A 16,428-nucleotide genomic window follows, 5' to 3' on the forward strand; every position below is an offset into this window, starting at 1 on the left:
GATCACATGGGGTTCCCTTCTTCCGAGCACGTCGACGTGCCCGCCTACCTCGCGCGACTCGGCCTCGAGCACGAGCCGCCGAGTCTCGACGCCCTTTTCCGCCTGCACGCGGCCCATGTGGAGCGCGTGCCGTACGAAGATCTGGAAGTCCAGCTCGGCCGGGTGACCTCGCTGGACCCGGCGGTGTCGTTCGGCCGGATCGCCGCCGGCCGCGGCGGCTACTGCTATCACCTCAACGGCGCGTTCTCGGCCCTGCTGGGGGCGCTCGGTTACCAGGTCACCCGGCATCCGAGCGGAGCGCAGATGCCTGGTGGGGAGGCAGGCATCCACCTCAACCACCTGGCCCTGAAGGTGACCGGGCTGCCGGAGACGCCCGAAGTCGGCTGGCTGGTCGACGTCGGGCTCGGAGACGGCATCCACGAGCCGCTCCCGCTGCGTGAGGGCGAGTACAAACAAGGCCCGCTGGTGTTCCGGATCCGGCCCTCGGAGGTCACGCCGGGCGGCTGGCGGCTCGACCACGACCCGCAGGGCAGTTTCGTCGGGATGGATTTCGCCCCGGAGACGGCCGTGATGGCCGACTTCGCCGAGAAGCACGTCGAGCTGTCGACGGCGGAGGATTCCGGATTCGTCCGCACGCTGGTGCTGCAGCGGCGCGACGCCGACGGCGTGGACTCGCTGCGCGCGCTGACCTTGACCGGTCTGCCGGGCGGCAAGACCGTGCTGGACTCACCGGCCGAGTGGTGGACGGCCATCGAGGACGTCTTCGGCGTACCTCGCGGCGGATTCACCGGTGAAGAACAGGACAGGCTGTGGCGGCAGGCCGTCGCCCAGCACGAACGTCACACCGCGGGAGGGAGTGAGGCCTTGCCCAGCGCGTAGTCCACGGCCGCTTCGGCGTGCAGCCTCGTCGTGGGGAAGGTGGGCACCGTGCTGTCTTCCGGGCCGACGAGCAGTTCGATCTCGGTGCAGCCGTAGATAACGCCTTCCGCGCCTGCCTCGACGAGTCTCGCGATGACCTCCCGGTACCGCTCGCGGGACTCCTCGGTGACCACGCCGTGGACGAGATCGTCGTAGATGACCCGGTGCACCGTCTCGCGGTCGTCCTCGTCCGGCACGAGCACGTCGAGGCCGTGCGCGGCGAGGCGTTCGCGGTAGAACGGCTGGGCCATGGTGAAACCGGTGCCCAGGAGCCCGACGCGTTTGATGCCCGCGGCCTTGATGGCGACGGCCGTCGTGTCGGCGAGATGCAGGAGCGGGGCGTCCAGACCGTCGGTGAGCCGGTCGGCGACCTTGTGCATGGTGTTGGTGCAGAGGACGACGAAATCCGCTCCGGCGGCTTCGAGAGCGCGTGCGGCGCGGTTCAGTTCCCGTCCGGCGTCGTCCCAGCGGCCCTCGGCCTGCATCGCTTCGATCTCGGCGAAGTCCACGGAGTACAGCACGGTGCGCGCGGAGTGGTACCCGCCGCGCAGCTCACGGACGCGCTCGTTCACCAGCCGGTAGTACTCGGCCGACGATTCCCAGCTCATCCCGCCCAGCAACCCGATGACCTTCATGCCCGCCATCGTGCCAGCGCCGGACCGCCTCGGTTTGGAGGCACTCCCCAAATGTCATGAAAGGGTCGTTCAGGACGTTTTCCGTCCTGAACGACCCTTTCATGACACCCGGCTGGCCCTGCCCCCGAACGCTATGAAAGGTCCTTTCCTTGCAAATTTTGCAAGGAAAGGACCTTTCATAGCGCGCGCAGAGGGGGTCAGGCCCAGAGCTGCCCGTCGAGCCTTTGGGCCGCTTCGTCGAGCGAGCCGGAGTACGCGCCCGTCGAGAGGTACTTCCACCCCGCGTCGGCGACCACGAAGGCCACGTCGGCGGGCTTCCCCGCGGCGGCGGCCTTCTCGGCGACGGCCAGCGCGGCGTGCAGTACGGCACCGGTCGAGATCCCCGCGAAGATGCCTTCGTGCTCCAGCAGCTCACGCGTCCGGCGAAGCGCGTCGTACGCGCCGACGGAGTACCGGCCGTTGAGCACGCTGGCGTCGTAGAGCTCCGGCACGAAACCCTCGTCGAGGTTCCGCAGGCCGTAGACCAGCTCGCCGTAGCGCGGCTCGGCCGCGATGATCTGCACGTCCGGCTTCGCCTCGTGCAGGTAGCGCCCGACGCCGACCAGCGTGCCGGTGGTGCCGAGGCCGCCGACGAAATGCGTCAGCGTCGGCAGGTCCTTGAGCAGTTCGGGCCCGGTGCCGCGATAGTGCGCGTCGGCGTTGGCCGGGTTGCCGTACTGGTAGAGCATGACCCAGTCCGGGTTGGCCTCGGCGAGCTCCTTCGCCCGGCGCACGGCCTCGTTGGACCCGCCGGCGGCCGGGGAGAAGACGATCCGCGCGCCGTACGCCTGCAGCAGCTGCTTGCGCTCGGTCGAGGTGTTCTCCGGCATCACGCACACCAGGCCGTAGCCCTTGAGCTTCGCGGCCATGGCGAGCGCGATCCCGGTGTTGCCCGACGTCGGCTCCAGGATCGTGGAGCCGCGCCGGAGCGTGCCTTCACGCTCGGCGGCCTCGATCATCGCCAGCGCGGGGCGATCCTTGATCGAACCGGTCGGGTTGCGATCCTCCAGCTTCGCCCACAACCGCACGTCGTGGGTGGGCGAAAGCCGGGGAAGGCCGACCAGCGGGGTGCCGCCGAGCGCGTCGAGCAGCGACTCGAAGCGAGCCATCGATCAGCCACCGGCCACGGCGGGCAGGATGGTCAGGGTGTCGCCGTCCTTGACCTCGGCCTCGAGACCACCGGAGAAGCGGACGTCCTCGTCGTTGACGTAGACGTTGACGAAGCGGTGCAGCTTCTCTTCCTTGACCAGGCGGGCCTTGAGGCCGCCGTGGCGGGACTCGATGTCGTCGATCACCTCGAGCACGGTCTTGCCGGTCGCCTCGACGGACTTCTCGCCGCCGGTGTGCGTACGCAGGATGGTCGGGATGGACACGGTCACGGCCATGGTTTTCTACCTCCGGTGGGTTCTCTGCAACGCAGACGTTCGGGCCGGTCCGGGTTATTCCCGGACGGGGCGGGTTCAGCCGATGATCTCGACGGGCTCCTCGGTGATCTCCCCGTCCACGATCCGGTACGACCGGAACTGATGCGAATCGGGGTCCTTGGTGGAAACGAGCACGTAGTGCGCGTCGGGTTCCGAGGCGTACGAGACATCGGTGCGGGACGGATAGGCGTCGGTCGCGGTGTGCGAGTGGTAGATGACCACCGGCACCTCGTCGTTGGCGTCCATCTCGCGGTAGAGCTTCAGCAGATCACCCGAGTCGAATTCGTAGAACGTGGGCGAGCGCGCCGCGTTCAGCATCGGGATGTACCGCTCGGGGCTGTCCGATCCCTCGGGACCGGCGATCACCCCGCACGCCTCATCGGGATGGTCACGACGGGCATGGGCGACGATCTCGTCGACGAGTTCACGGCGGATCCGGAGCACGTCGCCCATCTTAGGTGCTGGACAGAGCCGGTCCATACTCTGAGATTGCCGCCACTCACCCCCGCGTTTCGTCCTCTGAATGCGGTAGTCGCCCACGCAAGGACCGCATTCAGAGGACGAAACGCGGGGTCAGGTGAGCGCTTCGGGCCAGACGTCCCGGTACGCCCGCATGTCCCCCGCCGAAGTGGCGGACAGCACACCGTGCACCATCGCCCGCCCGAACACCCGCGCGGCCGCCGAGCACAGCTTGTCCAGCACCAGCGCGCGCCGCGCCGCCGCGACGGGGCCCGCGCCCCCGGGAAGCTCCCGGTCGCCGGTCGCCAGCGCGAACACCGTGTCGCCGTCGAACATCGTGTGCGCGGGCCGCACCGCCCTGGCGAGGCCGTCCTGAGCGGCCACCGCGAGCCGTCGCGCCTCCGCCTTGGACAGTGCCGCGTCGACGGCGACCACGCCGATGGTCGTGTTGAGCCCCGCGGCCTTCGCCTCGACGTCGCCGGGCCGGTCGGGCCAGCGGACGCCGAACTCGCCGTCGACCTCGTGATCCGCCGCGTAGGCGCGGCCGGTCGAGAGATCGACGGCCTCGCCGGCGGCGTTCACGGCGGCGACGACGCCGACGGTGAACTCGCCGACCTTCTCCGAGGCCGTCCCGATCCCACCTTTGAGTGATCCCGCCTTCGCCCCGGCGCCCGCACCGACGGTCCCCGACGGCACCGGGCCGTCCTTGGCCGCTTGGCACGCCGCGTAGCCGAAGGAAGCGTCCGGACGGTTGCCCCAGTCGCCGCGCGGCAGGTCGAACAACACCGCGGCGGGAACGATGGGCACCACTTCGTGCGGCTGGGTCCCCACCGGGATGCCCTGGTTCCGCTCGGCGAGCCACCGCATGACGCCGTCCGCGGCGGCCAGTCCGTACGCGCTCCCGCCGGACAGGCAGATCGCGTTCACGTGCTGGACCAGGTTCTCCGGCTCCAGCAGGTTGGTCTCGCGCGTGCCGGGCGCGCCGCCGCGCTGGTCGACGGCCCCGACGGCGCCACCGGGCACCAGCACGACCGTCGTCCCGGTCGCCCAGCCGTCGCCGACCCGCTCGTGGTGCCCGACCAGCACGCCGGGGACGTCGGTGATCATGACGTCAGCGACTGGATGAGGGTCTCCTGCACCCAGGTCAGCCAGTGGTAGACGCCGAGATGCGGCGCGCGCGGATCGTCCTCGGGCAGTTCGTCGGGCATGTCCTCGGTGACGTCGAGCGCGGTGCCCAGCGCCAGCCGGACGTCGTTGAGCGCACCCAGCCACGCGTCGGCCTGCTCGAAGGTCAGCCGCACGTTCCCGCCGTCACGCGGCAGGGTGTCCAGCACGATCTTCGCGACGCCGACCTTCTTGTCCAGCAGCTCGGGCTCGTGGATCGACCGCATCGCGGCGGCCGAGTCGATGTCCTCGCGGGTCGGGTTGTCCGGGTCGAGCTTGTGAAAGTCCGGCAGCAGCCGCGAAAGCACCGGGTCGTCCGGCGATTCGGTGGGGCCGGTGCGGATCCCGGTCAGCTCGGCGAGCTCGTCCTGCGGCGCCTCCTCGGCGCGCGCGGTGAGCATGTCCTCCAGCTGGCTGACCAGACCGCGCAGCACCGCGGCCTCCTGCTGCTCGAACCCGGCGACGATGGTCTCGCCCTTGCGGCGCCATCCGTTCATGAAGGCTGCTCCATGGTCGCCCAGAGGCCGGCCGCGTGGAGTTTCGCGACGTCGGTCTCCACCTTCTCCTTGGAACCGGAGGACACGATCGCCTTGCCCTTCTGGTGCACGTCGAGCATCAGCTTCGTCGCGTGGTCCCGGCTGTAACCGAACAGCTTCTGGAACACGTACGTCACGTACGACATGAGGTTCACCGGATCGTTCCAGACGACCGTCCGCCAGGGTTTGTCCTCAGAGACGACTTCTACTCCCTGTGGATCAACCTGCGTCTGCTCGGATGCGACAGGCGTGGACATGCACTCCATGGTGTCACGGGCCCGATCCGGTACGGGCTGGCAGGTCCGGCCATGTGGGTGAATAGGCTGGTGCCATGGGTTTCCCCGAGGCGGCCACTGGCGCCAGCACCGCGCTGCTCACCGACCACTACGAGCTGACCATGCTGGCCAGCGCCCTGTCCGACGGGACGGCGGACCGGCCTTGCGTCTTCGAGGTCTTCGCACGTCGTCTGCCCGACGGCCGCCGCTACGGCGTCGTCGCGGGCACCGGCCGGGTCCTCGACGCGATCGCGGACTTCCGGTTCACCGACGCCGAGCTGAGCCAGCTGGAAGCGACGGCCGTGGTGGACGACGCCACACTTTCGTGGCTCGCGGACTACTCCTTTTCGGGGGACGTCCACGGTTACCCCGAGGGCGAGCTGTACTTTCCCGGCTCCCCGATCATGACCGTCACCGGTTCCTTCGGCGAGGCCGTCGTGCTGGAGACGCTGATCCTCTCGATCCTCAACCACGACAGCGCGATCGCGTCCGCGGCGGCGCGGATGTCTGGCGCCGCGCACGGCAGGCCGATCATCGAGATGGGCGGCCGCCGCACGCACGAGTACGCCGCCGTCGCCGCCGCGCGGGCCGCGTATCTCGCCGGGTTCGCCACGACCTCCAACCTCGAAGCCGGGCGCCGCTACGGCATCCCGACGCGGGGCACCGTCGCGCACGCGTTCATGTTGCTGCACGACAGCGAGGAGCAGGCGTTCCGCGCGCAGGTGGACAAGATGGGCGCCGACACCACCCTTCTGGTGGACACCTACGACATCACCAAGGGCATCGAAACGGCCGTCCGGGTGGCGGGCACCGAGCTCGGCGCTATCCGCATCGACTCCGGCGACGTGGGCCCGCTGGCGCGCAAGGCCCGCGAGCAGCTGGACGCCCTCGGCGCCAAGGACACCCGCATCGTGGTGTCGGGCGACCTCGACGAACACGCGATCGCGGCACTGCGGGCGGAACCCGTGGACGCGTACGGCGTCGGGACCTCGGTCGTCACCGGCTCCGGCGCGCCGACCGCGGGGATGGTCTACAAGCTCGTCGAGGTCGACGGCAAACCGGTCGCGAAGCGCAGCGCGCACAAGGAATCCCGCGGTGGGCGGAAATCCGCGCTGCGACGGCACCGAGAGACCGGCACCGCCGTCGAAGAGGTGATCTGGACGGCCGCCTCGCCGGTCCCGGAACGGGGACCGAACGACCACGAATTGCAGATTCCGCTGGTCCGGGGCGGCCGGACGGTGGATGATTTGCCCACGCTGGACGACGCGCGCCAGCGGCTTCGGCGGGCGCTGGTGAGCCTTCCGTGGGAAGGCCTCAAGCTCTCGCACGGGGAGCCCGCCATCCCGACCGTATTCGTCTAAAGAGACTCAGGAGCAACACATGGGGACCGCCTTGATCGTGGTCGATGTGCAGAACGACTTCTGCGAGGGCGGGTCGCTCGGCCTGCCCGGTGGCGCCGCCGCCGCCGAAGCGATCTCCAAGCAGGCCGCGGAGGGTGGCTACGCGCACGTCGTCGCCACTCGCGACTACCACATCGACCCGGGCGACCACTTCAGCGAGACGCCGGACTTCAAGGACAGCTGGCCGCGGCACTGCGTCGCGGGCACCTCCGGCGCGTCGTTCCACCCCGCGCTCGACGTGGTCCCGATCAGCGAGGTCTTCTCCAAGGGCGAGTACACCGCCGCGTACTCCGGTTTCGAAGGCAACGCGCGCGACGGCAAGACGCTCGACGCGTGGCTGAAGGAGCACGACGTCACCGAGGTCGACGTCGTCGGCATCGCAACCGACTTCTGCGTCCGCGCGACGGCGCTCGACGCGGCGAAGGCGGGCTTCACCGTGCGGGTGCTGCTCGACCTCACGGTCGGCGGTTCGCAGCCGACGGTCGACGCCGCGCTCAAGGACTTCGACGAGGCGGGCGTGACCTACACCGGGAAGGCGCCGGTCCCCGCCGCATGATCCAGCACGACCTTCAGGACACCTTGATCGAAAACCGGCTCGTCGCGATCCTGCGGGCCGCGGACGCGAGCCGGTTCGCCGACGCCGCGACGGTGCTGCACGCGGCGGGCGTGCGGGTACTCGAAGCGGCGTTGACCACGCCGGGCGCCACGGACGCCATCGCGACCATCCGGAAGAAGCTCGGCGACGACGCGTACGTCGGCGCCGGGAGCGTGCGCGAAGTGTCCGATGTGGACAAAGCGGCGGACGCGGGCGCGATGTTCCTGGTCACGCCCACGGTGAACCCGCTGGTCATGGAGCGCGCACACGAACGCGGGCTGCCGGTGATCTGCGGAGCGCTGACCCCGACCGAGATCGACCAGGCGTGGCGTCTCGGCGCGGCGGCGGTGAAGGTGTTCCCGATCGCGGCCGTCGGCGGGATCGCCTACCTGCGGGCGATCCGGGCGCCGATGCCGGACATCCCGCTCGTCCCGACGGGCGGCGTCCACCTGGCCGAAGTCGCGAAGTACCTCGAGTCGGGTTCGATCGCCGTCGCGGCCGCCACGCCGCTGATCGGCGACGCGCTCACCTCGAGTGGCTCGCTGACCGATCTCGCCACCCGGGCGAGTGAGTTCGTCGCCGCGGCCGCGAAGTACGTCTCGCGCACCTGACGCATTTCGTCCTCTGGATGCGGTAGTTGCGTGTGCAAGGATCGCATCCAGAGGACGAAATGCGGGGTGTCAGGGCTTCTTCTTGCCGTACGGGTCGCAGCGCGCGGTCCCGAGGTAGATGTCGCCCTTCGCCGGTCCGCCGCCCTGCGGGAACAGCTTGATGTGCAGCATGTGCGTCACGAGGCTGCCGTCGGGCGGCGTCGGCGTGACGGTCTCGTTGACCGTGAGCGACGCCAGCGCCGTCCCGCCCTTGCCGCCGGAGATGGTCAGCCGGTAGTTCTGCGGGATGTTCTCCGGCAGCGTGAACCCGCTGACGTCGCCGAACTCGATGTAGCCGAGGCTGCCGTCCTCGGTGGTACTGCATTTCGCCAGGAACGTGCGGACCTTGATCACCGGGCCGCCGAACCGCTTGAGCAGGGTGGTCTCGAAGCGCCGCCCGGCCGCCTCGCCGATCGCCGCGGCGCCGTTGCGGCCACAGCGCGACTCACCGCCGCCGAACCGGGCGAAGTCGCCGGTGGATCCGCCCTGGGTCTTCGCGTTCAAGGGGCCGTCGACGTCGCACGGCGCCAGCTCGCCGGTGACCACGTGCTGGTCGCCGATCTCCACGTCGAGCGAACCGACCGACGCGGCCGCCGTCGCGGGCGCGGGTCCGGCCGACGCGATCGCCGGTCCCCCCGTCACCAGCGCCCCGGTCAGCATCGTCACCGACAACAGCCTCGAAACGGGTTTCCTCATATCCGGCAGCCTTCACCAACCGCCTGTCCCGTGCAGGGTCATGCCACCCGGTCGAGTGGATCGTGAGGTGCCCGACATTCGGTCCGCGCCCCGCCATCTGACGTTAACCTCGGTTCACATTCGTGTACTCATAGGAGGTCTGAGTGTCTTCGCTGTCCGTGACCGGCACCCGCCCGGTTCTCGCCGACCTCGTTCCCGGCGCACTGGTCCGTGACGCGGTCCTGGTCGCCGGTGGTGCCGCCCTGACCGGTGTGGCCGCGCAGATCCTGATCCCGGTCCCCGGCTCGCCGGTGCCGATGACCGGCCAGACGTTCGCCGCCCTGCTGGTCGGCGCCGCGCTCGGCTGGAAGCGCGGCGCGCTGTCGATGGCGCTGTACCTCGCCGTCGGCGCGGCCGGGTTCGGCTGGTTCCAGAACGGTTCTTCGGGTCTGTTCGGCGCCAGCGCCGGCTACATCGTCGGCTTCGTGCTCGCGGGCGCCCTGGTGGGCGCGCTCGCCGGCCGCGGCGGTGACCGCACGCCGCTGCGCACGGCGGGGACGATGGTGCTCGGCAACCTCGCCATCTACTCGGTCGGTGTGCCGTGGCTGATGGCGTCGACCGGCATGGGTCTGTCGACCGCGCTCGACAAGGGTGTCGTGCCGTTCCTGATCGGAGACGCGCTGAAGATCGCCGTCGCGGCGGCGCTGCTTCCGGGCACCTGGGCGCTGGTCTCGCGCTTCAGCAAGGAGTCGTGACCGGTCCTTTCACCGCTCCACGAGCTGCAATGAAAGGTCCCTTCCTCGCAAATTTCGCAAGGAAGGGACCTTTCATCGCACGGGGCGGACGATCTTGACGGTGCCCCCGGCTATCGTCTTGTCCCGTGCCCTCCCGTGCTGATTTCCCCGGTGTCCTCGAACTCCTGACCCACGCGGTCGAGTCCGTGGGCGGTGCCGAGCGCGAGGGCCAGGTCAAGATGGCGGACGCCGTCGGCCGCGCCATCCGCACCGGCGAGCATCTGGCCGTCCAGGCGGGCACAGGCACCGGGAAGTCGTTGGCCTATCTCGTCCCCGCGATCCGGCACGCGGTCGAGAAGGAGGCCACGGTCGTGGTCTCCACGGCCACCATCGCGCTGCAGCGCCAGCTCGTCGACAGGGATCTCCCCCGGTTGGCGAAGGCGCTCAAGAAGCCCCTCGGCCGCGAGCCCACCTTCGCGATCCTCAAGGGCCGCCGTAACTACCTCTGTCTCCACCGGCTCGATTCCGGCGCCCCGGACGAGCCGGAAGACCAGCAACTGTTCGACCCGTTCGCCGTCTCCCGGCTCGGCAAGGAGGTCACCCGGCTGCGGGAGTGGTCGTCCGACACCGAAACCGGTGATCGCGACGAGCTGGTCCCCGGCGTTTCGGACCAGGCGTGGCGCCAGGTGTCCGTCACCGCCAAGGAATGCCTGGGCGCTTCACGCTGTCCCATCGGCACGGACTGCTTCGCCGAGCGGTCCCGCGCCGAGGCGGGCAAAGCCGACGTCGTGATCACCAACCACGCCCTGCTGGCGATCGACGCGCTGCAGGGTTATCAGGTGCTGCCCGAGCACGATCTGGTGATCATCGACGAGGCGCACGACCTGGTGGACCGCGTGACCTCCGTGGCGACCGGCGAGCTGACCAGCGGCATGGTCTCCGCCGCCGCCCGGCGCTGCGGGAAACTGGTCGACGACGAGGTGGCCGATCAGCTGCTGGAGGCGAGCGACGGGCTGGCCCTCATCCTCGACGACCTGCCCCCGGGCCGCATGGACTCGCTGCCCCAGGCCCTCACCGGCGCGATCCCCGCGGTCCGCGACGCCGCGCACCGTTGCCTCACCTCGCTCGGCAAGGACCGCAAGGAGGACGTCGACGAGGCCACGGCCCGCAAACTGGCGCGTTCACTGCTCGAAGAGGTCCACGACACCGCCGTCCGGCTGCTCGAAGCCTTCGACGACGACAAGGCGCATCAGCGTGACGTCGTCTGGCTGACCGGGGACCGCTTCTCCACGAACCCGCGTCCGCCCGCGCTGAAGGTCGCTCCGCTCGGTGTCGCCGGCCTGCTGCGGGAGCGCGTCTTCAACCAGCACACCACCATCCTCACCTCGGCGACACTGACGTTGGGCGGCACGTTCGACACGATGGCCCGGCAGTGGGGTCTCCCGCCCGGCGGGGCCAGGGTCGAGAAGGCACCCGGCGCGGCGACGGACAAGGCCGCGCCCGCCGACAGCGATGACGCCGACGGCCCGAAGTGGACCGGCCTCGACGTCGGTTCGCCGTTCGACCACAAACGCAACGGCATCCTCTACCTGGCCAAACACCTGCCACCGCCGGGCAGGGACGGGTTGCAGCCCTCGACCATGGACGAGCTGGCCGAGCTGATCGAGGCCGCGGGCGGGCGCACGCTCGGCCTGTTCTCCTCGATGCGCGCGGCGAAGCAGGCCACCGAGGAGATGCGGGAGCGGCTCGACCTGCCGATCCTCTGCCAGGGCGACGACGCCACCGGCCTGCTGGTGCAGAAGTTCTCCGAGGACGCACGCACCTGCCTGTTCGGCACGCTGTCGCTGTGGCAGGGCGTCGACGTGCCCGGCCCGTCGCTCCAGCTCGTCGTGGTCGACAGGATCCCGTTCCCCCGCCCGGACGATCCGGTCTCGTCGGCACGGCAGCGGGCCGTGGAAGCCAGGGGCGGCAACGGATTCCTCACCGTCGCGGCCACGCATGCCGCGCTGCTGCTCGCGCAGGGCACCGGACGGCTGCACCGTTCGGTGACCGATCGCGGGGTGGTGGCGATCCTGGATTCGCGGCTGGCCACCGCCCGCTACAGCGGATTCCTGCGTGCCTCGCTGCCGCCGTTCTGGCCGACCATGGACCCGAAGGTCGCCCGCGACGCGCTGCGCCGCCTCGACGCGGCCGCCCCGGCCTGAGTGGCCTGGAACACGGCCGAGTACCGTTAACGGAACGCCGAAGACAGGGAGAACCGGTTGTCCCAGGAGTCGCCCAACGCACAATCCCGGACCGTCAGCGTCGATGACACCGGAGTGCGGCGCCAGCTCGCGGATGGCAGCGAAGAAGCCGTCACGTGGTCCGAGCTGTCCGCGGTGGTGGTCAGAGTGATCCCTGAAGGCCCGTGGAAGGAAGACGTCTTCTTCATGCTCGCGGGCGCCGACGGGAAGGGCACCGCGATCCCCAGCGGCGACCCGGCCGCCGACGCGCTGATCGAGCGGCTGCAGACGCTGCCCGGCTTCGACAACGAGAAGTTCATCGAGGCCATGACCACCGACGCCGACGAGGCGTACGTGGTGTGGAGCTCCGAAGGCCACGCCGCCAAACACTGAGCCCGAGTGCCATGAAAGGTCCTTTCCTTGCAAATTTTGCAAGGAAAGGACCTTTCATAGCATCCGGAGGCGGCTACTCGACGGGGAAGCTTTCCGTGACCGGGATGCCCTTCTTCAGCGTCCGGCTCACCGTGCACAGCCGCTCGATGGCGCGATCCACCGCCGCCGCGAGCGCCTCTCGATCCGCGGCGGGCAGCGAGGACACGTCGACGTCGAAAGCCACGTGGACGGCATCGAGCTCCGAAGCACCTTCGCGCCTGTCCGCGGTCACGCCGACGCGAAACTTCGAGTCCTCCCCGATCCGGCGCGTGATGAGGTTCTCGGCGGTGACGGCCGAGCAGCCCGCCGCCGCGATCTGCAGCAGTTCGGCCGGAGAGAAGGCGCCCTCGGCACCTTTGCGGCCGATCACGACCTCGGCACCGCGTTCGTTGCGGCCGATGAAGCGGTGCTCACCGTCGCGCTGGACTTCCAAAGACACGGTGTTTCCTTTCAGAGGGGCGGCAGCCTCGGGGCGATCTCGCCGGCGAGCCGTTCCGCGGCCGGGCACATCTCCTGCGGCGGCTTGACCTTGTCCGCGACGTAGATCTCCACCGTTTCGATCATGGCACGACCGTCGCCGGTGAAACCCCGGTGCGGGATCTCCGCCTGGCAAGCCTTCCATTCGGTGGAGATCTCGACGAAGGCTTCCCGCGATCCGAGAGCGACGCGTCTGCCGTCGTCCTCGAACGGCGCCCGCTCCCGTTCGAACCGGACCGTCACCTCGGTCTCCCGATGGTTCCAGTAACACTCCCAGTTGCCGAAGACCGGATCCGGCGTCGCCGGGCCGCCGACGACCGCCTGCGGCAGGTTCCCGCCCAGCGCGCAGGCGTCGAGACTTCCGAGCGAGCCGGCGGGGAAAGGCGCGGGACGCCGCTCGACCGGCTCCCGGTTCAGCACGCTCACCGCGTGCGTGGCCACCGGATCGACGTAGTCGCACAGATGCGCGTGCCAGTTCTTGATGTGCCGGGCGTGCACCCACACCTGGTTGCCGTCCGGCAGCGGGATCCCCCGCGCGCACTTGTCCTCCGAGTCGCTCGGCACCTCGCGCACGATCAGCTGGCCCGGCATCGGCTTGTCCAGCAAAGGTGATGTCGGCGTCGTCAGTTCGAGCCGGATTTCGACGACGTCCTCGGCGTCGGGACTCAGGCGCAACCGGACACCGCACGCGTTGAAGTTGCCGCCGGCGCTGTCCAGTTCCGGTGTCCCGAGATGGTTCAGCACGGACGGGTCCACCAGCGCGCACGGATCCGCCGTCCGCCGGTCCCCGATCAGCTCGGACGGCGGGTCCGCCGCGATCGACGCGGGCTCCCTGGTGGCGAAGAACAGCGCCCCGGTCAGCACCAGCACCGCCACGACGGCACCGATCGCGAGCGCGCGTTTCGGCACGCGGAACCGTCGCGTCCGGACGGGACCGTCGACGTCCGCGACCTCGGACAGCAGTTCGGCGGCGCGGACGGCGTTCGGCCTGCCCGCCGGCCTGCGCCGCAGCAGTTCGGTCAGCGCGGGCGCCAGCGGTCCCGCCCGCCGGATCGGCTCCAGGGTGTACGCCGTCGCCCGCCGGAGCTGCACGAACGGGCCCACGTTCGCGTCGCCCCACACCGAGGTGCCTTCGACGGCGGCGAACAGGGTCGCGCCGAGCGAGAACACGTCCGCCGCCGCGCCCGCCTGCCGCCCTTCGGCCATCTCGGGCGCGACGTAGCCCGGAGTGCCGACGTCGAGACCGCCGCCGGTGCGGGTCACCTCCGCCCATTGCGCGATGCCCAGATCGGTGAGTTTCGCGGTGCCGTCTTCGGCCACCAGGACGTTGCCCGGTTTGAGGTCGCGGTGGACCATGCCCTTTTCGTGCATCGCCGCGAGCGCCGCGGCGAGCTGGACACCGATCTTGGCCACCTTGCCGGGCGGCAGCGGCCCGTCGGAGTCGATGACGTCGGCTAGGCTGCGCGAGGGCAGGTACTCCATCACCAGCCAGCGGTCGTCACCGTCGATCACGGCGTCGAAGACGGTGACCACGTTCGGGTGATGCAGGCCGGCGCCGATCCGCGCCTCGCGCCGGATCTGACCGCTGTCGCCCGCCTGCGAACGCTTGAGGGCGACGACCCGCCCGAGGTCCAGATCGGTGGCACGCCAGACCACGCCCATACCCCCGGCGCCGATCCGCTCCTCCAAGCGATAGCGCCCGGCGATCAGCCGGTCACCCATGCGGGGAGTATAGGAGGCTAAGCCCTTTGGGCTATGACCGTGACGGTTCCGGGATCTACTTCGGTGAACCCGGCGTCCCGGACCGCGACGACCCCGTCACGACGCCACGAACCTTCGGGATCCTCGACCGGGCAGAGTGCCTTCCAGGTCGCCACCGGCGGAGTCCGCACCGAACACCGGAACCCGGTCGCGGCCCACGCGGCCAGTTCGGCTTCGTCCAGCACCGACGCCAGGATCATCGTCGCGTGCCCGACCTGGGCGGCGCCCTTGCCGACGGTCATCGAGACCTCGGGGTTCAGCAGCAGCCGCGGGAGGCCCTCCGGCGCGGGCCCCGGCTCGTCGGCGGGGAGTTCGCTGCCGGAGATCTGCAGCCGCGAGACCTCTTTCGGGGACTCCACGACCCGGCCGGGCAGCAACGCCCGCGCCTCGGCGCCGTCGACCTCGACCGTGATACCCGGCAGTTCCTGGACCGCCTGCCAGTGCGCACCGCGCGCCCGCCGGGCGACCTTGCGGATCCGGCCGTCGACCCACGCCTTGAGCGGGTCGTGCCAGTCGCCTCCCGGCAGCGCGCGTTCGTCGAGGCAGACCGCGACCGCGGCCGCCGCGGCGGCCTCCAGCAACGCGGTCCGCGACGGCGGTTCGGCCCGTTCCATCCGCAGGATCACCGGCATGGCGCGGACCTCGGCGGGATCCTCGTCCGAGGTGTCCACCGTGCTTTCCGCGGGGAGGCCGAGCCAATGGGCGTAGCGCGCGGCCAGCGGCTCCAGCACGCTCATGGCCGGGAAAGCTCGAGACCGTCGGCCGCGTCGGCCGCCTCGATCTCGGCCCTGGTGACGCCGAGCAGGAACAGCACGGCGTCGAGGTACGGGTGGGAAAGCGCGGTGTCGGCGACCTCGCGCAGCGCGGGCTTGGCGTTGAAGGCGACACCCATCCCGGCGACCGACAGCATGTCGATGTCGTTCGCCCCGTCACCGACCGCGACGCACTGCTGCAGCGAGATCTCGTACTCGTCGGCGAAGCGGCGAAGCGCCTTCGCCTTGCCCGCGCGGTCGACGACCTCCCCGACCACCCGGCCGGTGAGCTTGCCGTCGACCACTTCGAGTTCGTTCGCGGCGGCGAAATCGAGGCCGAGGTCGTCCACGAGGGACTGGATGATCTTGGTGAACCCGCCCGAGACGACGCCGCAGCGGAAGCCCATCCGCTTCAGCGTGCGGATGGTCGTGCGCGCGCCAGGGGTGAGTTCGATGGACGCGGCGACCTCGTCCAGCACCGTTTCGGGCAGCCCTTCCAGCAGCGCGACGCGGCGCTCCAGCGACTCGCCGAAGTTCAGTTCGCCGCGCATCGCGGCCTCGGTGATCTCGCGGACCTGCGGTTCGACCCCGGCGTGCGCGCCGAGCATCTCGATGACCTCGCCCTGGATGAGGGTGGAATCGACGTCGAAGACCACCAGGCGCTTGGCGCGGCGGGCGAGCCCGGCCCGCTCGACCGAGATGTCGATCCCGGCCTCGACGGCGGCGTCCGCGAGCGCGGTGCGCAGCGCGGCGTCGGCCTCCGGGGTGTCCTGGGCGAGCGAGGCGTACAGCTCCAGCCCGGTCACCGGGTAGTCGGCGACACTGCGGATCGAGTCGATGTTGACGTCCAGCGCGGCGAGCCGGCGCGCGACGTCGGAGAACGCACGCGCCGTCACCGGGCGGCCGAGCATCAGCAGGACATGCGTGGAGTCCTTCTGGCCGATGGCGAACGGGTCGGCGCCGATGGCCGAGCCGATCTTCACCTCGACCTGCATCCCGACCGACGCCATCGCCTGCTCGACGTACTCCTGCAGGCCTTCGGGGTCGCGGTAGACGCCGGCGAGCACGCCGAGCACCAGCTGGCCGCGGATCACGACCTGCTCGACGTCGAGGACGTCCACGTCATGGCGTGACAGCACGGCGAACAGCACCGAGGACACACCCGGCTTGTCGGGTCCGGTGGTGGTGATGAGAACTGGTGTCTGCGTCACGAAGGTCAGTCTCCCTCAACCGGCCATGAAAAAGGCGCGTGCCTTACCCCTGTGTGAGGCAAGGCACGC

The 16,428-nt window shown here is 70.1% G+C and carries 19 protein-coding genes; 7 read left to right on the plus strand and 12 right to left on the minus strand.

Annotated features, from left to right (window positions below):
- The first annotated feature begins 6 nt into the window (after positions 1 to 6).
- Positions 7 to 879, plus strand: a complete 873-nt coding sequence (locus tag AB8M46_RS03415; RefSeq protein WP_125734465.1) for an arylamine N-acetyltransferase — start codon at positions 7 to 9, stop codon at positions 877 to 879.
- Here the strand turns inward: AB8M46_RS03415 and AB8M46_RS03420 are convergent.
- The 7 genes from AB8M46_RS03420 to clpS all read right to left on the minus strand — a co-directional run bounded on the left by AB8M46_RS03420 (position 840) and on the right by clpS (position 5,432).
- Positions 840 to 1,553, minus strand: coding sequence for an aspartate/glutamate racemase family protein (locus AB8M46_RS03420; protein WP_394359524.1), 714 nt, complete (start codon positions 1,551 to 1,553; stop codon positions 840 to 842). The genes AB8M46_RS03415 and AB8M46_RS03420 overlap by 40 nt on opposite strands.
- Positions 1,554 to 1,750: 197 nt before the next feature.
- Positions 1,751 to 2,701: a PLP-dependent cysteine synthase family protein gene (locus AB8M46_RS03425; RefSeq protein ID WP_037341526.1), complete on the minus strand. Its 951-nt coding sequence runs from the start codon at positions 2,699 to 2,701 to the stop codon at positions 1,751 to 1,753.
- Between the two features lie 3 nt (positions 2,702 to 2,704).
- A complete protein-coding gene (locus AB8M46_RS03430) occupies positions 2,705 to 2,977 on the minus strand; it encodes a MoaD/ThiS family protein (protein ID WP_005165659.1) in 273 nt (90 codons plus the stop codon).
- A 75-nt stretch (positions 2,978 to 3,052) separates the two neighbouring features.
- Entirely contained in the window at positions 3,053 to 3,469 is a 417-nt protein-coding gene (locus tag AB8M46_RS03435; RefSeq protein ID WP_016336788.1) for a Mov34/MPN/PAD-1 family protein, read from the minus strand.
- Between the two features lie 120 nt (positions 3,470 to 3,589).
- Positions 3,590 to 4,582 carry a P1 family peptidase gene (locus tag AB8M46_RS03440; protein ID WP_037341520.1) on the minus strand — a complete coding sequence of 331 codons (993 nt, stop codon included), beginning with the start codon at positions 4,580 to 4,582 and terminating at the stop codon, positions 3,590 to 3,592.
- A complete protein-coding gene (locus AB8M46_RS03445) occupies positions 4,579 to 5,136 on the minus strand; it encodes a DUF2017 domain-containing protein (protein WP_007028265.1) in 558 nt (185 codons plus the stop codon). The genes AB8M46_RS03440 and AB8M46_RS03445 overlap by 4 nt, the downstream gene beginning before the upstream one ends.
- Complete coding sequence (gene clpS / locus AB8M46_RS03450) at positions 5,133 to 5,432, minus strand: ATP-dependent Clp protease adapter ClpS (RefSeq protein ID WP_005165655.1); 300 nt, start codon at positions 5,430 to 5,432, stop codon at positions 5,133 to 5,135. Before clpS ends, AB8M46_RS03445 begins: the two co-directional genes overlap by 4 nt.
- A 74-nt stretch (positions 5,433 to 5,506) precedes the next feature.
- Between clpS and AB8M46_RS03455 the strand changes: the two genes are divergently transcribed.
- The 3 genes from AB8M46_RS03455 to AB8M46_RS03465 are packed head-to-tail and all read left to right on the plus strand — an operon-like array spanning position 5,507 to position 8,056.
- Positions 5,507 to 6,811: a nicotinate phosphoribosyltransferase gene (locus AB8M46_RS03455; RefSeq protein WP_037341518.1), complete on the plus strand. Its 1,305-nt coding sequence runs from the start codon at positions 5,507 to 5,509 to the stop codon at positions 6,809 to 6,811.
- Between the two features lie 19 nt (positions 6,812 to 6,830).
- Positions 6,831 to 7,406 carry an isochorismatase family protein gene (locus tag AB8M46_RS03460; RefSeq protein WP_016336791.1) on the plus strand — a complete coding sequence of 192 codons (576 nt, stop codon included), beginning with the start codon at positions 6,831 to 6,833 and terminating at the stop codon, positions 7,404 to 7,406.
- Complete coding sequence (locus AB8M46_RS03465) at positions 7,403 to 8,056, plus strand: bifunctional 4-hydroxy-2-oxoglutarate aldolase/2-dehydro-3-deoxy-phosphogluconate aldolase (protein ID WP_125734462.1); 654 nt, start codon at positions 7,403 to 7,405, stop codon at positions 8,054 to 8,056. Before AB8M46_RS03460 ends, AB8M46_RS03465 begins: the two co-directional genes overlap by 4 nt.
- A gap of 69 nt (positions 8,057 to 8,125) precedes the next feature.
- Here the strand turns inward: AB8M46_RS03465 and AB8M46_RS03470 are convergent, their stop codons facing one another.
- Complete coding sequence (locus AB8M46_RS03470; protein ID WP_037341511.1) at positions 8,126 to 8,791, minus strand: hypothetical protein; 666 nt, start codon at positions 8,789 to 8,791, stop codon at positions 8,126 to 8,128.
- Between the two features lie 143 nt (positions 8,792 to 8,934).
- On the opposite strand from AB8M46_RS03470, the gene AB8M46_RS03475 reads away from it, so the two are divergent.
- The 3 genes from AB8M46_RS03475 to AB8M46_RS03485 all read left to right on the plus strand — a co-directional run bounded on the left by AB8M46_RS03475 (position 8,935) and on the right by AB8M46_RS03485 (position 12,119).
- Entirely contained in the window at positions 8,935 to 9,525 is a 591-nt protein-coding gene (locus AB8M46_RS03475) for a biotin transporter BioY (RefSeq protein ID WP_125734461.1), read from the plus strand.
- A 125-nt stretch (positions 9,526 to 9,650) separates the two neighbouring features.
- Positions 9,651 to 11,708, plus strand: coding sequence for an ATP-dependent DNA helicase (locus AB8M46_RS03480; protein ID WP_394359525.1), 2,058 nt, complete (start codon positions 9,651 to 9,653; stop codon positions 11,706 to 11,708).
- A gap of 57 nt (positions 11,709 to 11,765) precedes the next feature.
- Complete coding sequence (locus AB8M46_RS03485; protein WP_037341500.1) at positions 11,766 to 12,119, plus strand: hypothetical protein; 354 nt, start codon at positions 11,766 to 11,768, stop codon at positions 12,117 to 12,119.
- A 73-nt stretch (positions 12,120 to 12,192) separates the two neighbouring features.
- Here AB8M46_RS03485 and AB8M46_RS03490 read toward each other — a convergent pair whose 3' ends face one another.
- Genes AB8M46_RS03490 through serB form a run of 4 tightly spaced genes read right to left on the minus strand, consistent with a single transcriptional unit; the run spans position 12,193 to position 16,359 of the window.
- On the minus strand, positions 12,193 to 12,597 hold the full coding sequence (locus AB8M46_RS03490; protein ID WP_037341498.1) for an OsmC family protein: 405 nt from the start codon (positions 12,595 to 12,597) through the stop codon (positions 12,193 to 12,195).
- An 11-nt stretch (positions 12,598 to 12,608) separates the two neighbouring features.
- Complete coding sequence (locus tag AB8M46_RS03495; protein ID WP_394359526.1) at positions 12,609 to 14,357, minus strand: serine/threonine-protein kinase; 1,749 nt, start codon at positions 14,355 to 14,357, stop codon at positions 12,609 to 12,611.
- Positions 14,358 to 14,374: 17 nt separating this feature from the next.
- Positions 14,375 to 15,133 carry a peptidyl-tRNA hydrolase gene (locus AB8M46_RS03500; protein ID WP_037341496.1) on the minus strand — a complete coding sequence of 253 codons (759 nt, stop codon included), beginning with the start codon at positions 15,131 to 15,133 and terminating at the stop codon, positions 14,375 to 14,377.
- A complete protein-coding gene (serB, locus tag AB8M46_RS03505; protein WP_005165636.1) occupies positions 15,130 to 16,359 on the minus strand; it encodes a phosphoserine phosphatase SerB in 1,230 nt (409 codons plus the stop codon). The genes AB8M46_RS03500 and serB overlap by 4 nt, the downstream gene beginning before the upstream one ends.
- Between the last annotated feature and the right edge of the window lie 69 nt (positions 16,360 to 16,428).

The organism is Amycolatopsis sp. SB7-3 (assembly GCF_041021335.1).
Lineage (GTDB): Bacteria > Actinomycetota > Actinomycetes > Mycobacteriales > Pseudonocardiaceae > Amycolatopsis > Amycolatopsis japonica.

Excerpts from the sequence above, each read along its gene's own strand:
- AB8M46_RS03415 (WP_125734465.1), top strand. The coding sequence starts at position 7 with ATGGGGTTCCCTTCTTCCGAGCACGTCGACGTGCCCGCCTACCTCGCG.
- AB8M46_RS03420 (WP_394359524.1), bottom strand. The coding sequence starts at position 1,553 with ATGAAGGTCATCGGGTTGCTGGGCGGGATGAGCTGGGAATCGTCGGCC.
- AB8M46_RS03425 (WP_037341526.1), bottom strand. The coding sequence starts at position 2,701 with ATGGCTCGCTTCGAGTCGCTGCTCGACGCGCTCGGCGGCACCCCGCTG.
- AB8M46_RS03430 (WP_005165659.1), bottom strand. The coding sequence starts at position 2,977 with ATGGCCGTGACCGTGTCCATCCCGACCATCCTGCGTACGCACACCGGC.
- AB8M46_RS03435 (WP_016336788.1), bottom strand. The coding sequence starts at position 3,469 with ATGGGCGACGTGCTCCGGATCCGCCGTGAACTCGTCGACGAGATCGTC.
- AB8M46_RS03440 (WP_037341520.1), bottom strand. The coding sequence starts at position 4,582 with ATGATCACCGACGTCCCCGGCGTGCTGGTCGGGCACCACGAGCGGGTC.
- AB8M46_RS03445 (WP_007028265.1), bottom strand. The coding sequence starts at position 5,136 with ATGAACGGATGGCGCCGCAAGGGCGAGACCATCGTCGCCGGGTTCGAG.
- clpS (WP_005165655.1), bottom strand. The coding sequence starts at position 5,432 with ATGTCCACGCCTGTCGCATCCGAGCAGACGCAGGTTGATCCACAGGGA.
- AB8M46_RS03455 (WP_037341518.1), top strand. The coding sequence starts at position 5,507 with ATGGGTTTCCCCGAGGCGGCCACTGGCGCCAGCACCGCGCTGCTCACC.
- AB8M46_RS03460 (WP_016336791.1), top strand. The coding sequence starts at position 6,831 with ATGGGGACCGCCTTGATCGTGGTCGATGTGCAGAACGACTTCTGCGAG.
- AB8M46_RS03465 (WP_125734462.1), top strand. The coding sequence starts at position 7,403 with ATGATCCAGCACGACCTTCAGGACACCTTGATCGAAAACCGGCTCGTC.
- AB8M46_RS03470 (WP_037341511.1), bottom strand. The coding sequence starts at position 8,791 with ATGAGGAAACCCGTTTCGAGGCTGTTGTCGGTGACGATGCTGACCGGG.
- AB8M46_RS03495 (WP_394359526.1), bottom strand. The coding sequence starts at position 14,357 with ATGGGTGACCGGCTGATCGCCGGGCGCTATCGCTTGGAGGAGCGGATC.
- AB8M46_RS03500 (WP_037341496.1), bottom strand. The coding sequence starts at position 15,133 with ATGAGCGTGCTGGAGCCGCTGGCCGCGCGCTACGCCCATTGGCTCGGC.